1 protein-coding gene is annotated in these 17,136 nt (G+C 71.0%); it reads right to left on the reverse strand.

From position 1 onward, the window contains the following. Positions 1–168: 168 nt before the first annotated feature. On the reverse strand, positions 169–17,115 hold the full coding sequence (locus ACFQ9R_RS25535) for an amino acid adenylation domain-containing protein (RefSeq protein WP_378993711.1): 16,947 nt from the start codon (positions 17,113–17,115) through the stop codon (positions 169–171). Positions 17,116–17,136: the final 21 nt, after the last annotated feature.

The raw sequence follows: 17,136 nt of genomic DNA on the forward strand, positions 1-17,136 counted from the left end.
CGGTCCGTGCTCCGACAGGGCACGAAGTTGCAACCAGCCAGACCCTACGGGTTATCCGGTGGTTACAACAGGGGTAATCGTTACAACAGCGCGGTCACATCATGCCTCACCGGCACCGCTGATGTCATTGCGCCCCAGCGTTCATGTCGCCGCGCACCAGCGTTGGTGTCACCGTGCCCCCGCCGCGCGGTCACCGGCGTCGAGCAGCTCCGCCAATCGCGGACCGATCTCCGCCAGCGCCTGCGGCGAGGTCATCTGATCATGCACCACCGCGACCGGCCGATCACGCACCGCGCCGTCGACATACGGGGCCCAATTGGCCGCCGCCGCCTCATGTCCGAGCGCGCTGAAGTATTCCAGCCTGCCGCGGAACACCGCGGGCCGGTGTTCGGCGATCAGCTCCGCCGAGCGCACCGCGCTGCGATAGATCCGGCGCACCCGTTCGGGGGTGAGTACGGCCATGTTGGCCGGGATGATCGCGTGCAGCGCGGCCAGTGCGTCCTCGCTGAGCTCGCGTACCCCCGCGGCGGGCAGCGCCGCGCTGATATCGACGCCGAGTTCGGCGAGCGCGTCGCGGACCGCCGTGTGGAAATCGGGGACATCGATATCGGGATGCGAATCCAGCATCGCCAGCAACGACACCTGCTCCCCAGCCGCCTGGAGTTCGGTGGCTACGGCGTGGGCGAGCACACCGCCCAGCGACCAGCCCATCAGCCGGTACGGGCCGTGCGGCTGCTGGGTCCTGATCTCGGCGGCGTAGCGGCGCGCCATCTCGGCGAGCGTGCCCGGCAGGTAGCCCGCCTCGCTCAGCGCGGGCGACTGGAGCCCGAAGATCGGCCGCCGCGCCGGAATGTACTGTGCCAGCCCGGCGTAGCACCAGGACAGCCCGTACATCGGGTGGATGCAGAACAGCGCTCCGCCGGCTTCCGTGCCGTGCGGCACCCGGTTGCGGATGGCCAGCAGGACGCCGAGGGCGTCGTCGGATTCGAGGTCGGAGGTGAGGTCGCGATCGCCGCCGGCGGACTGGGTGGCGTCGATCCGCTCGGCCAGCGCGGCGACAGTGGCGTCGGTGAAGAACCATTGCACCCGCACCTCGGCGCCGACCCTGGTACGCAGGCGGCTGATCGCCTTGGTGGCGATCAGGGAGTTGCCGCCGAGTTCGAAGAAGTCGTCGTCGAGGCCGACCTTGCCCGCGCCGAGCACCTCCGCGTAGACCTCGGCGACGGCACGCTGCAACGGCGTGGTCGGCGGGCGGTAGGCGCGGGTGGTGAAGGCGGGGACGGGCAGGGCCTTGCGGTCGAGCTTGCCGCTGGCGTTGAGCGGCAGCGAGCTCAGGATCACCACGGTCGCCGGAACCATGTACGACGGGAGCGCTGCCCTGGCGTGGGTGAGCAAGGCGACTTGATCGAAACCAGTGGTAGTGGCGCCGCTTTCGATCGAATAGCCCTCCGGTCGGGCCGACGCGGGGGCTTCCTCGACCGGCGGTTCGACCGGCACCACGTAGCCGACCAGCCGGTCTCCCGTCGGGCCGTGGACGAGCGCGACGGCAGCATGCCGGACACTGTGATGATCGCGCAGGACCGCCTCGACCTCACCGAGCTCGATGCGCTGACCGCGCAGCTTCACCTGGAAGTCACTGCGGCCCAGGTACTCCAGGCTCTCGTCGGTAGTCCAGCGCACGACGTCGCCGGTGCGGTAGAGCCTGCCGCCGCCGGGATGGGCGACGAAGCGTTCGGCCGTGAGGGTGGGCGCGCCGAGGTAGCCGCGGGCCAGCTGCACCCCTTCCAGGTACAGCTCCCCCGCGGTACCGGGCGGGACGGGTCGCAGTTGCCGGTCGAGCACGTGGACGCGCGTGTTGGCGACCGGTATGCCGATCGAGATACCCACGGCGGGACCGGCTTCTACCTGCGCCGCGGTCACCACGGTGGCTTCGGCGGGGCCGTACCAGTTGACCAGCGCCGCCGCGGGCAGCACCTGGCCGAACCGGCGCGCGGTCGAGGACGTCAGCGCCTCGCCCGCCGCGAACACCCGCCGCAGCGAGGGGAATTCGCCCGTGTCACGGTCGGCGAGGAAGGCGTCCAGCATCGACGGCACGAAATGCACGGTGGTGACGGCGCGTTCGGTGATCACCTCGGCCAGGTAGGCCGGGTCACGGTGACCGTCGGGGGCGGCGATCACCACCGTGGCGCCGGTCTGCAACGGCCACAGCAACTCCCAGGTGGAGATGTCGAAGGTGACCGGGGTCTTGTGCAGGACCACGTCGCCGGGGCCGTGCGGGTAGGTGCGCTGCGCCCAGCGGAACTGGTTGACCAGCTGCCGGTGCGTCAGCATGACGCCCTTGGGCGTGCCGGTGGACCCGGAGGTGTGGATGACGTAGGCGAGATTGTCGGCCTTCGGCAGCTCCAGCTCCGCCGCTTCGCCACTGACGGCGGCTAGCTCGAGGACGGGAATGCCGGAGTCGGTGGTGAAACCGGCGGTGGCGAGCACACAGATCGGCGCGGCCGAAGCCAGCACCCGGTCGGTCCGTTCGGCGGGGTGGTCCGGGTCGACCGGTACGTACGCCGCACCGGTCCGCAGCACCGCGTAGATCGCGGTCACCAGGTCGATGCCGCGCCGCATCGCGACCGCGACGAGCGTCTCCGGCCGGGCGCCCCGTGTACGGAGGGAACCGGCGAGCTCGCGCACGCGTTCGTCGAATTCCGCGTAGGTGTAGGTGGTTTCACCGTCGACCAGTGCGGTGGCCTGGGGCGTGCGCCGGACCTGCGCGTCGAACAGCGACAGCAGCGTCGCCTCGTCGAGCAGTTCGGGCGCGTCGGTGGCGTTGACCGCCGCCAGGGTCGCGCGTTCCTCCGCGAGCAGCACATCGATCTCGGCGATCCTGGCCTGCGGACTCGCGACGAACCTCGCCAGCAGCATCGAAAAGCGTTGCGCCAGCGCGGTGGCGGTGTCCTCGCCGAACACATCGCGCAGGTACTTCACCGAGACCCGGAGCTGCCCGTCGGCGACCACCTGCACGGTGAGCGGGTAGTGGGTGCCGTTGGCCGCGTCCATCCCGGTGACGGCGGCCGATCCGGACGCGGCCTGTGCCAGTCCTTCGCGGTCGACCGGGAACGACTCGAAGACGACGAGCGAGTCGAACAGCGCGTCGATGCCCGCGATCTCCTGGATCTCACCGAGCCCCAGATAGTGGTGATCGAGCAGCGCGGCTTGATCGTCCTGCAGCGTGCGCAGCAGCTCGGCGACGGTATCGCCGGGACGCAACCGCACGCGAACGGGAATCGCGTTGAGGAACAGCCCGACCATTCGTTCCACGCCGTCGAGCTCGGCCGGCCTGCCCGAGACGGTGGCGCCGAACACCACGTCGTCGCGATCCACCAGCCGTGCGATGAGCAGGCCCCAGGCCGCCTGGACCACGGTGTTCACCGTGACGCCGAGGCTCGCGGCGAGTTCGCTCAGCGCGGCGGTGTCCGCCGGGGCGAGCACGAACCCGGTTTCGCCGGTGCCCGTGGCGATCTCGCGGCCCTGATCGACGGGCGCGAGCGGAGTGGGTTCGGCCAGGCCGGTGAGCGCGGTGCGCCATGCGGTCCTGGCGGCTTCGAGATCCTGGCCGACGAGCCAGGCCAGGTAATCGCGGTAGGGCGCGACCTTGGGCAGGCGCCTGCTCCGACCGCCGACCACGTACGCGGTGAGCAGTTCCTGTAGCAGCAGCGGGGTCGACCAGCCGTCGATCAGGATGTGGTGGCTGGTGACGAGCAGGTGCGCGGTCTCGGCGGTGCGCACCAGCGTGAACCGCAGCAGCGGCGCGGCGGCCATGTCGAAGTGCGCGGCCAGATCGGCGGCGCGAATGCGCTGGTAGGCGGCGTCGTCCGCGCCCCGACCGGCGGGCCCGGAGGCGGCAGCGGAGCGTGACCACGCAGGGCCCTCGGGAGGGGCGCCATCGAGCACTGTGTCGATGACCCGCCACGGCACGTCGATGTCGTCGAGCACCACTTGCAGGGGGGTGCCCGCGGCGTCGGTGGCGAACGCGACGCGCAGGTTGTCGTGCCGGTCGAGCACGGCCTGTGCCGCCTCGTGCAGTTTCTCGTCGTCCACGGACAGATCGAGGTCGAGCACGAACTGGGTGATGTAGGGGTCGACCGAGTTCTCCGCGAGCAGCGCGTGGAACAGCATGCCCGATTGCAGCGGCGTCACCGGCCACACGTCGCTGAGCAGCGGGTAGCGGCGGACCAGACGCGTCAGCTCGGTTTGGCCGAGTCGCACCAGCGGGAAGTCCGACGGCGTGAATCCGCCCGCGCCGGGCTGCAATCCGTGTTCGGCGAGTCCGCCGAGCGCGCGGATCCAGTGTTCGGCGAAGGTCTTGACCGCGTCCGCGGTGAGTACGGCGGTGGCGTAGTCGAATCGGGCGACCAAGCCGTCATCGGTCGCGTCGACTGTGAGCACCAGGGCGAGGTCGTCGGCGGCCACATCGGTGTGCACGCGCGCGGGGCGCAGGTCGCGCAGACGGACGGCGAATCGGCCGCGATCCAATGTGCGGACGCTGTCGGCGGTCTCGGTGTCGAGGTAGCGGAGCAGACCGAAGCCGGCGCCGTGGGCGGGAACCGCGCGGCGCAGTTCCTTGATCTGGGCCAGGGCCGTTCCCGCGGCGGGACCGCCGACGAGCGCGTCGGCGACGTCGATGCCGTCCAGGCGCAGCGCGAGCGGGTAGTCGGTGGTGAACCCGCCGACGACGTTCTCCGCATCGGGTCGGCCGAGCAGGCGCTGGTCGGCGCGCAGCCGCACCACCGTGCCGATCGCCCGTGCCGCGGCGGTGTCGGCGGCCGTGTGCAGGGCCAGCGCGGCGGCGGTGAGCAGTACCTCGTCGACAGTGGCGCGGTAGGCATCGGCGACGGTGCGCACCGCGGTGGTGCCCTCGCCGGTGATGCTCAGCGAGACCCGGTTGCGCAGGTGCAGATCGCCGGATTCGCCTGCCCTGGATCGGATCGCGCGATGCCAGTAGGCGCGTTCGGCCCGTGCGGCGGCGGTGGACGGGTACGCAGCGAGGTGGCGTACCAGGTCGCCGAGTCCGGCATCGGGTGCGGCGGGTGCGGCGTGGCGGCCGCGGCTCCAGGCCGTGGTCAGCTGGTCGACCACCGCGCGCCACGAATTCTCGTCCAGGACGAGGGCATTGGCGACGACGACCAGGGTGGCCGAGCTACCGGCGTCGCCGGTGAGGACGAAGTGGATGTTGCGGCCCTCGTCCGGGTCTAGCGCCGCCGAGGCCGCGGCCACGATGTCGTCGACGGGCAGCGAGGACTCACCGTCTTCGTTGTCGAGCCTGCGGAAGGCGTCGCCGATGCGTTCGTCGGGCGGCGGGATGCGCAGCACCGGCGTGTCGCCGGTGCGGTCGAGCAACGCCCACAGCATCGGATGCTGGTTCATCACCGCGGCTGCGGCGGCCGCGACGGCCTCGTCCGGGCAGTCTGCCGGTACTTCGAGCAGTACCGCGCGGGGTTCGACCGCGGCCTCGCCCGCTTCGGCGAGCTGGGCGGCGGTGGCGGTGAGCGGGAGCGTGGCCGACGGCGCACTCGGTGCGACGGCGACTTCGGCGCGTCCGGCGAGCGCGGCGACGGTGCGCGCGTCGAACAGGTCGCGCGGTCGCAGGACCACTCCGGCGGCCGAGGCCCGCGACACGACCTGGATGGCGGTGATGCTGTCGCCGCCGAGAGCGAAGAAGTCGTCGTCGAGACCGACCCGGTCGTGGCCGAGGACATCGGCGACGACCCGGGCGATGGTCTTCTCGGCGGCGGTACGGGGCGGGCGGTATTCGCCGCGAGCGGCGAGCGGGTCCGGCAGCGCGCGCCGATCCAGCTTGCCCACGGGGGTCAGCGGAATCTCGTCGAGGACGATGATCGCGGCGGGCACCATGTAGTCGGGCAGCACCTGCGCGGCGAGCGCGGTGAGTTCGGCGGTATCGAGCGCTCGGCCCTCGTCGGCCAGGACGTAGGACACCAGCATCGTCGAGCCGGCGCCGTTGTCGCGGCCGAGCGTGGCGACCCAGGAGACTCCGGGTGCGGCGGCCAGCACGGCGTCGATCTCACCGAGCTCGATGCGCAGCCCACGGATCTTGACCTGGAAGTCGTTGCGGCCCTGGAACTCCAGGACATCGCCACGTCGGCGAACGAGGTCGCCGGTGCGGTAGAGGCGGGCGCCCTCGGGACCGAACGGGTCGGCGATGAAGCGCGCTGCGGTGAGAGCGGGGCGCTGGTGGTAGCCGCGGGCGAGTTGGATGCCGCCGAGGTAGAGCTCGCCGGTGACACCGCCGGGGACCGGACGAAGGCGTTCGTCGAGGATCAGGGCACGGATGCCGCGGATCGGGCCGCCCATGTGCACGGCATCGCCCGGCCGCAGCGGGTCGCTGATGGCGGTCATGACGGTGGTCTCGGTGGGACCGTACCCGTTGTGGAAGTGCCGCTGGGGCAGCGTGTTCCAGCGCGCGGCGAGGTCGGCGGGTACGTGTTCGCCACCGACGATCAGGACGCGCAGACCGGGAACGCCGTCGGGGTCGAGGGTGGCCAGCACCGAGGGGGTCAGGAAGGTGTGGGTGACGCCCTCCGTACGGATCAGCTCGGCGAGCTCGGTGCCGCCGACGGATCCGGCCGGAGCGACCACCAGGGTGCCCGCGCCACCGATGGCGAGCAGCAGTTCCAGCACCGACGCGTCGAACGACGGGGAGGCGAAAGCCAGTGCGCGCGTCGCGGAGTCGAGGCGGTAGCGCTGTTTCTGCTCGGCGCAGAAGTTGGCAAGCCCGGCATGGGTGACAACGACGCCCTTGGGCAGTCCGGTCGAACCGGAGGTGTAGATCATGTACGCGGCATTGGCGGTGCTCGGCGGGGTGAGCAGTTCGATCTCGCGCAGGCCCACGGTGGCACAGCCGGCGATCTCGGCGGTGAACGCCCGATCGTCGAGCGCCACCCAGCCGCCGGCGCCGGACAGCGTGGGCAATCCGGCGAGTTCGGCGGCGAGGGTGATACCGAAGACGGCGCCCGAGTCGGTGACCATGTGGCTGATCCGCTCGGCCGGATAGCCGGGGTCGATCGGCACGATCACCGCGCCGGTGCGCGCGATCGCCCAGACCGCGAGCACCGATTCGACCGAGCGCCGAATCGCCACGGCGACAGCGACTTCCGGGCCTGCACCACGGGCAATCAGGCCACGGGCCAGCTGGTTGGCGGCGGCATCGAGCTCGGTGTAGGTGAAGCCGCGCCCGTCACCGCGCAGGGCGATGCCGGTCGGATCGGCGCGCACCGCCTCGTCCATCAGCTGGGCGAGGGTGCGCTCCGGCTCGGCCGCCGGGCCCGCGAAGGTGATGTTCGCGAGGAATTCGGCGGGGTCGAGCAGGTCGATATCGCCCACGGCGAGATCGGGGTCGGCGGCTACGGCGGCGAGCAGCCGGACGAAGCGCGCACCGAAACTCCGCACCGTCTCGGCATCGAACAGGTCTGTCGCGTAGCCGAATTCGGCGTGCATGCCGCCGTTGTCCTGCTGCTCACGCATGGTGAGCAACAGGTCGAACTTGGCCTCGGCAGTGCGGGCGTCGAGCGCGCCCACCGTGATTCCCGGCAGTTCGAAGGCGACCGGGGCGAGGTTCTCGAACGACAGCGCCACCTGGAACAGCGGGTGTCGGCCCGCCGATCGCGCGGGTTGGAGCGCATCGACCACCCGCTCGAACGGGACGTCGGCGTGGGCGAAGGCGCGCAGATCGGTGTCGCGAGTCTGGGTGAGCAGCGCGGTGAACGGATCGCTCTCGGCGATCCGGCTGCGCAGCACCAGGGTGTTGACGAACATGCCGACCAGATCGTCGAGCTCACGGGCGCCACGGCCGGCGATCGGAGTCCCGATGGCGACGTCGTCGGTGCCGCTGAGCCGGGCGAGCAGCACCGCGAGCGCGGCCTGGACGACCATGAACACCGTAACGCCCTGCGCGCGGGCCAGGCCGGCGAGCTCGGCGTGCAGTGCGGCGTCGATCTCGAAGGTGCTGGTGGCGCCCGCGAAGGACTGCACCGCAGGGCGCGGACGGTCGGCGGGGAGGGCGATCTCCTCGGGCAGGCCGGCGAGCTCGTCGTGCCAGTAGGCCAGCTGGGCGGCGGCCGTGGAGGCGGGGTCGGCTTCGTCGCCGAGTGAGTCGCGTTGCCACACCGCGTAATCGGCGTATTGCAGCGGCAGCGGCGACCACGCGGGCGGCGAGCCGGCCGTGCGCGCGGTGTAGGCGAGGACGAGGTCGCGGGTGAGCGGCCCCATGGAGAATCCGTCGGCGCTGATGTGGTGGGCGACGAACACCAGGACGTGATCGTCGGCGCCCAGGCGCAGCAGCCGCACGCGGACCGGCGGCTCGACGGTGACGTCGAACCCGGTGGCGACGATCCGGCGCACCTCGTCGGTGAGGTGGTCGGGGGCGACCTCGACCGGGGTCAGGTCGACGCGCACCGCGTCGGGCGCGAGCACATCCTGGATCGCCGCATCCCCGCGCGCCGGGTAGCGGGTGCGCAGCACCTCGTGCCGGGCGAACAGGTCGGCGACACCGAGCCCGAGGGCTGTCAGGTCGAGGGCGCCGGTGAGGCGGATCGCGGCCGGGATGTTGTAGACGGTCGCGTCGGGGTCGAGCCGGTTGAGCAGCCACATCCGCTGCTGTGCCAGTGACAACGGCACCCGCTGCGGGCGCGGTCCGGCGAGCAGCCGTGGTGCGGTGGCCTCGTCCGATCGGTGCACGCGCAGAGCGAGATCGACCACCGTCGGCGCTTCGAACAGCAATCGGACGCCGACCGCGCGATCGAGCGCTGTCCCGATCCGGGCCGCCGCCCTGGTGGCGAGCAGCGAGTTGCCGCCGAGGGCGAAGAAGTCGTCGTCGGCGCCGACGGAGGCGACACCGAGGATCTCGCCGTACACCTCCGCGACCACCTGTTCGGTAGGGGTCGCCGGGGCGCGGAAGGTGGCGGCCTCGAAGACCGGCGCGGGCAACGCCTTTCGATCCAGCTTGCCGTTGACGGTGTAGGGCAGTTCCCCGAGGACAACGAACGCGTCGGGCACCAGATAGGTCGGCAGCTTGTCCCCCAGCGCGGACTTCAGCTGTGCGACATCGAGATCCGCGCCGACCACATAGGCGACCAGTCGATCACCGAAATGGGCGTCGGTCCGGGCGAGCACCGCGGCCTGGGTCACCGCGGGCAGCCCGAGCAGCACGGCTTCCACCTCACCGGGCTCCACCCGGAACCCGCGGATCTTCACCTGGAAGTCGCTGCGGCCCAGGTAGATCAGCTCGCCGCCCGCTGTGGCGCGACCGGCTGGGAGCAGGCTGTCCGGTACCTCGGTCAGCGGTGTGCGCGCGACCAGGTCACCGGTGCGGTACATGCGAGCGCCGGGCTCGAAGGGATCGGCGACGAAACGATCAGCGGTCTGGGCCGCTTTGCGCAGGTAACCGCGAGCCAACTGGACGCCGCCGAGATACAGCTCGCCTCTGATGCCGGGGGCCACGGGCCGCAACCGCTCGTCGAGAACGTAGACGCGACTGTTCCATGCGGGCGCGCCGATCGGCACGGTCAGCACGTCGGCGGTGCCGACACGGTGATCGGTGATCGACACAGCGGCCTCGGTGGGTCCGTACAGGTTGTCGATCCTGGTGCCGGGCAACGTCTTCAGCAGACGCTGGGCCAGCGCGGCGGGCAGGGATTCGCCGATCGCGAGGATGCGGGTCAACGGCACGACCCGGCTCGGGACGCCGCTCTCGTCGTGCGCGGACGACTCCCAGTACCCGGACAGCGCGTCGAGCAGCGACGGCACCGCTGTCAGGGTGGTGACGCCCGCGTCGGTGATCAGGGCGTCCAGGTAGGCGGGGTCGCGGTGCCCGTCGGGGGCGGCGATCACCAGGCGGCCACCGCAGACGGCGGCGGACCAGAATTCCCAGACGGACAGGTCGAACGTGGCGGGGGTCTTCAGCAGGAACACATCGGCGGCGTCCGTGCCGAATTCACCGCGTAGCCACTGCAACTGGTTGATCACCGCAGCGTGCGGCACCGCCACGCCTTTGGGGCGACCGGTGGAGCCGGAGGTGAAGATGACGTAGGCGGTGTTGTCCGGGCGCAGCGGCGCGCGGCGGTCGGCGTCGGTGATCGGGCTGGGATCAGCGGAGGCGATCACCGGGTGGTCGACGCGCACCACCGGCGCGGCGTCGGTACGGAAACCGTTGGTGAGCACGCAGATCGGGGCGGCGGTGTGCAGGATGTAGTCGGTGCGATCGGCGGGCTGATCGGGGTCGATCGGCACGTAGGCGCCGCCCGACCTGGTCACCGCGTACATGGCGACGACGAGATCGATCGACCGTGGCAGGGCGAGCGCGACCAGCGACTCGGGACCGACGCCGATCGAGATCAGATGCCGCGCGAGCCTGTTGACCCGTGATTCGAACTCGGCGTAGGTGAGCTCGAGGCGACCCTCGGGCAGGTCGGCCACGAGTGCGACAGCTTCGGGCCTGGCGACCGACGGCAGGTCGGCGAGCGTGCCACCGGGCACAGCGAGATCAGCGGCACCACTGACGATTTCGGTCGCGCGCTCCTCGGCGGACCGCAGGTCGACATCACCGACCACCACGGCGGGCTCGCGAATCACCGCGTCGAGCAGCAACGTCAGCCGGTCGGCGAAGGCCGCCACCGTCGCGGCGTCGAAGAGATCGGTGGCGTAGGTGAAGAAGCCCTCGATGCCGGTGGGCGCCCCGTCGGCGTCGTAACCGTCGCCGACGATCAGATGCAGATCGAATTGCGACACAGCGAGTTCCGCCGATACCGGCGCGATCCGCAGGCCGGGCAGTTCCAGTGCGGCGCGGTCGATGTTCTGGAAGGACAGACCGACTTGGAACAGCGGGTGACGTGCCGTGGAGCGCGGCGGATCGAGCACCTCGACCAGTCGCTCGAACGGAACATCGGCCGCGGCGAAGGCGGCCAGGTCGCTCGTGCGCTGGGCGGCGAGCAGCTCGGCGAACGTGGCGCCACCGTCGTAGCGGGTGCGCAGAACGACCGTGTTGACGAACATGCCGATCAGATCGTCGAGTTCGCGCTCTCCGCGTCCGGCGACGGGAGTGCCCACCGCCACGTCCGCGGCACCGGACAGCCGGGCCAGCAGGACGGCGAAAGCGGTGTGCAACACCATGAACACCGTGGCGCCGCGGTCGCGCGCGAGCGCCGCGAGCGCGGCGTGCGTCTCGGCGTCGATGCGCACCGGCACCCGTCCACCCGCGAGGGAGGCGACGGCGGGACGCGGGTAGTCGGCGGGCAGTTCGAGCAGATCCGGCAGGTCGGCGAGTTCGGAGCGCCAGAACGAGAGCTGTCGGGCAGCCGCCGAATCCGTCTCGTCCTCGGCACCGAGCCGATCCAGTTGCCACAGCGCGTAGTCGGCGTACTGCACCGGCAGCGCGGCCCACTCCGGGGCATGTCCGGCGGTCCGTGCGAGGTAGGCGGTGGTCACATCGCGCACCAGCGGCGCCATCGAGGAGGCGTCGGCGGCGATGTGGTGCACCACCACGGCGAGCACGTACTCCGTGGGCGCGTCGGGTCCGCTGTCCGTGACATCGAACAGCCGGACCCGCAACGGAACCTCGACGGTCACGTCGAACGCGGTCGACGCGAGCGCGGTCACCGCGGCGATCAGCGAGGTCGCGGCATCCTGGGATCCGGCCTCACCGGCCGTCGGCTGGCCGGCGCTGATCCGGTGCACAGTGAAGTCGAGGTGGACCTGGTCGATGGGGAGAACCTGCTGAATCGGGCCGTCGGCGGTGTCGGGGTAGACCGTGCGCAGGACCTCGTGGCGGGCCAGTACGTCGCGCAGCGCGGTGGTGAGCGCCGCGACGTCGAGGGCGCCGGTCAGCCGTAGCGCGAAGGGCAGGTTGTAAGCGGCGGCTCCGTCGTCGGCGCCCTGGTCGAAGCGGTTGAGGAACCACATCCGGCGCTGGGCGGGCGACAGCGGCAGCTCGTCGGGGCGGGGCAGGGTGCCGAGGCCACTGGTCGGCTGCGCCGCCGCGCCGGGGTCGAGCACCGCCGCGAGCCCGGCGACGGTCGGGGTTTCGAAGAGGGTGCGCACGGCGATGCGGCCACCGGTGGCGGCGCCGAGGCGGGCGACCAGGCGGGTGGCGATCAGCGAGTTGCCACCGAGTGCGAAGAAGTCGTCGTCGGCGCCGATGTCGGTGCGGCCGAGCACTTCCCCGAACAGATCGGCGACGAGCCGCTCCTGGGTGGTGCTCGGCGCGCGGAACGCCCGGGCGGTAAAGCTCGGCGCGGGCAGCGCCTTGCGGTCGAGCTTGCCGCTGGGATTGAGCGGCAGCTCGCCGAGCACGGTGATCGACGCCGGAACCATGTAGACCGGCAAGGTCTTCGAGACAGCGGCTTGGAGCCGGTCGGGCTCGGCGGCGTGGCCGGGCGCGGGCACCACGTAGGCGACCAACTGGTCACCGAGCTCGGTCGCCGCGACCAATGCCACTGCCTGGCTGACGGATTCGTGCGCCAGCAGCGCGGTCTCGATCTCGCCGAGCTCGATCCGCTGTCCGCGGAACTTCACCTGGAAGTCGATGCGCCCCAGGTAGTCCAGCCGGTGCGGGGCATTCGCGGTGGGCCGACGCCACACCACCAGGTCACCGGTGCGGTACATGCGAGCGCCCGCCGCGGCGAGGCCGGAGGCCGGGGCGAAGGGGTCGGCGACGAATCGATCGGCGGTGAGACCGGGTCGCGCGACATAACCGCGCGCGAGCTGATCGCCCGCGAGATAGAGCTCGCCCGCGATACCGGGTGGCACCGGTCGCAGCCGATCGTCGAGGACGTACACGCGGGAGTTCCACTGCGGCAAACCGATCGGCACCGAGCGCTCACCAGGGCGGGCCGGCCAGTACGTCACCGAAACAGCGGCTTCGGTCGGCCCGTACAGATTGTGCAACCTGGCCGAACTGACCGCGGCCATGGCGTCGACGGTCTCGGCGGGCAGCGCCTCACCGATGACGAAGATCTCGCGCAGCGACTCCAGGTCGGCATTGCCTTCGGACGCGGAGTCCGTGCCGACAGCTGCCGCCTGGGTGGCGAACATCGTGAGCATCGACGGGACGAAGTCGGTGACGGTGACCTTGTGCTTGCCGATCAAGTCGATCAGATAGGCAGGATCGCGGTGGCCGTCCGGGGTGGCCAGCACCAGTTTCGCGCCGACCCGCAGCGGCATGAAGTAGCCCCACAGCGACACGTCGAAGGTGGTCGCGGTTTTCTGCAGGTACACATCGCCCAGCGCGAGTGGGTATTTCGCCAGCATCCAGACGAGCTGGTTGTGGATGGCGGCGTGCGAGATCGCGACGCCCTTGGGCTTGCCCGTGGACCCCGAGGTGAAGATGACGTAGGCCGGGTGGTCGGGGTGCAGCGGTGCGCGCAACTCCGGTGCGAGGACGGGATCACCCGGTACGCCGGCGACATCGAGCTCGTCGAGCAACAGCAGCGAGGTCCCGGGCGGAACTTCGATGACGTCGGCACTGGTGCTCAGCACGCAGGCCGGGCGGGCGGTGTCGAGGATGTAGGCGATGCGATCGGCCGGATGGTCGGGATCCAGCGGCACGTAGGCGCCACCCGCGGTGAGCACCGCGTACATCCCGATCACCAGGTCGGGCGATCGCCGGACAGCAAGGCCGACAAGGCTTTCGGGACCGACGCCCTGGTCGATCAGCAGCCGGGCGAGGGCATTCACGCGCTCGTCGAACTGCCGGTAGGTCAGCTCGGTGTCCTCGTAGACCAGCGCGGTGGCATCCGGATGCGTCTGCACCGCACGGCGATACGCGTCGAGCATCGGCTCCGGCGGCACGGGGTGGCGGGTTTCGTTCCAGCTCACCAGGCTCTGCTCGCGCTCGACCTCGGTGATCAGGTCGATCTCGGCGATCGCGAGATCGGCGTCGGTGGCGACCGCGTCGAGCAGGCGGGTGAACCGGGCCGCCAGGATCTCGATGGTGGCCGCATCGAACAGATCGGTGGCGTAGTTGAACGACGCGGCCATCGGCTCGGCCGGGTCCGCACCCGGCACGATCGTGAGCTGTAGGTCGAAACGCGCTACCGCACCGCCGAATTCGACAGGAGTGGCGTCGAGACCGGGCAGGCGCAGGTTCGGCAGGTCCAGATTCTGGAAGAACAGGGCAACCTGGAACAGCGGGTGATGGGCCTGCGAGCGAACCGGATCGAGCAGTTCTACCAGGCGCTCGAACGGCAGGTCGGCGTGGGCGAAAGCGGCGAGGTCGGCCCGCTTGGTCGCGCGCAGCAGCTCGGCGAAGCTGGCGCGCGGGTCGAGATGCGTGCGCAGGACGAGCGTGTTGACGAACATGCCGATCAGGTCGTCGAGTTCCCTGGCGCCGCGACCGGCCACCGGGGTACCGATGGCGATGTCGTCGGTGTGCGCGACCCGGCCCAGCAGCACCGCGAAAGCCGCGTGGACGACCATGAATTCGGAGGTACCGCTGCGCTGGGCGAGCGCGGCGAGTGCCGTGTGCACCGCCGCCGGAATCTGGAACCCGAATTCGGCGCCGCGACCGGTGAAGACGGGCGGGCGTGGGCGATCGGTCGGCAGGTCGAGTCGGTCGGGCAGTCCCGCGAGCGCCGTGCGCCAGTGCGCGATCTGGGCGGCGGCCACCGAATCCGGGTCGTCTTCGGCGCCGAGGAGCTCGCGATGCCACAGCGTGTAGTCGACGTACTGCACCGGCAGCGGCTGCCATCGGGGTCGCGATCGGTTGCGGCGGGCGAGGTAGGCGCCGAGCAGGTCACGCAGCAGCGGTGCGACCGAGGCGCCGTCGGCGGTGATGTGGTGCAAGGCCACGGCGAGCACGTGATCGTGCGGCCCGAGCTCGGCCAGCGCCACCCGGAACGGCACACCGGCGGCGACATCGAACCCGGTGGCGGCGAATTCGCCCAGCCACAGCGGCAATTCGTCCTCGGTGAGCGAGTCGACCAGCACATCGGGGACGGCTTGCGCCATCGGCAACACCACCTGGTGGCCGACGCCGTCCACCACCGCACCGTCGGCACCTCGCTCGTACCCCTCGGCGGTGTGGACCGGGTACAGAGTGCGCAGGGATTCGTGCCGGGCGACCAGGTCCGACAGCGCCGCGTGCAGGGCGCGCGCGTCGAACGGTCCGGACAGGCGCAGCGCGAACGGGATCGTCTCCGCGGTCGAACCCGGATCGAACTGGTTGAGGAACCACATCCGCTGTTGGGCGGGCGAGAGCGGAATCAGCTCGGGGCGTTCGCGAGGTGCCAGCGGCGCGTGGCCGCCCGCGCCCTTCAGCGGTTCGAGCAGTGCGGCGAGACCGGCGACAGTGGGACTTTCGAAGACATGACCGGCGGGCACCCGAGCCGACAGCTCCGCTCCGAGGCGCGCGGCCGCCCGCGTGGCGAGCAGCGAATTGCCGCCGAGGGCGAAGAAGTCGTCATCGGCGCCCACCGGGTTCTCCGGTGCCAGCAACTCGGTGAAGACATGCGCCACCAGCTCTTCCATCGCACCCGAGGGCGCCCGGAACTCCTCGGCACGCAGGGTGGGCGCGGGCAGGGCGGCCCGATCGAGCTTGCCGACCGGAGTCAGGGGAATGGCGTCGAGCACGGTCAGCGCGGTCGGGACCATGTGCGCGGGCAGCCCGGCCTTGGCGTGCTCGAACAGCTGGTCGGTCTCGATGCGCGCGCCGGGCGCGGCGTGGACGTACGCGGCGAGAATCGTGGTGCCGTTGTCGAGTTCATGACCCACGGTCACCGCGAAGTCGACGGTGTCGTGCCCGGTGAGCACGGTGTCGATCTCACCCAGTTCGATCCGGAACCCACGCACCTTCACCTGGAAGTCGTTGCGTCCCACGAACTCGATCGCACCGTCCACCCGGCGGCGCACCAGGTCGCCGGTGCGGTACATCCGCCCCTCGGCCCCGGCGAAGGGATCGGCGACGAAGCGCGACGCCGTGAGACCCGGCTGACGGTGATAGCCACGCGCCAGCCCGTGACCGGCGATGTACAGCTCGCCGATCATCCCGTCGGGCACCCGGACCAGGCGCTCGTCGAGCACGTACTCGGTCACCCCACGCAGCGGCGCCCCGATGTTCATCGTGTCGCCGACCACCAGCGGCGCGCTGATATTGGTCACGATGGTGGTCTCGGTCGGCCCGTAACAGTCGTGGAACCGGCGGGTATCCGTGGCCCAGCGCCGGATCAGGTCCGGCGGGCACGCCTCGCCACCGGTGGTGACCACGGCCAGCGCGTCGAGCCCGGCCGGATCCAGCGATGCCAGCGCGGCGGTGGTGATGAACATGTGCGTGACGGCTTCGCGACGCAGCACGTCGGCCAGCTCGGCGCCGCCGAGTATGCCCGCGGGCGCGAGCACCATGGCGGCTCCGGCGCCCACCGCCATCAACAGTTCGAGCACGGCCGCGTCGAACGAGGGCGAGGCGAAGTGCAGCGTGCGCGAGGTCGGCTCGATCGCGTAGTGCGCGCGCTGTTCGGCGCAGTACCCGGCCAGCCCGGCGTGCGTCACCACCACGCCCTTGGGCAGCCCCGTGGAACCGGAGGTGTACACGATGTAGGCGGGGTGCTGTAGCCGCAGCGGACGGACCCGGTCGGCGAAGGTCACCGGATCACCGGGCTGGTCGTCGGTGGCGCGCCGGACGGCCTCGTCATCGAGGCACAACCACCTCAGCGCACCGGGCAGACGGTCCATCGCCGTGCCGACCGCGACCCCGAGCACCGCACCGGAATCGCCCAGCATGTGACTCACCCGAGCAGGTGGATAGTTCGGGTCGACGGGCAGGAACGCCGCGCCCGTCTTGGTCACCGCCCACATCGCCAGCACCGATTCCGGCGAACGCGGAATGCCGACGGCCACCACATCCTCGGGGCCGACGCCGTAGGCGATCAGCAGCCGGGCCAGCCGGTTGGACCGTTCGTCGAGCTCGGCGTAGGTCCAGCGCACCGGCGCGGACACGCCGTCGTCCCACGACAGCGCGAGCCCACCGGGGTTGGATTCCACCGCCACGGACAGCAGTTGCGGCAGCGACTTCCCGCGCTGCCGGGCGCGGGCGCCGGACGCCCGGTTCGCCCGGGTCACGACAGTTCCGTCCGATCGACG

The organism is Nocardia sp. NPDC056541 (assembly GCF_042794235.1).
Classification (GTDB): Bacteria; Actinomycetota; Actinomycetes; order Mycobacteriales; family Mycobacteriaceae; genus Nocardia.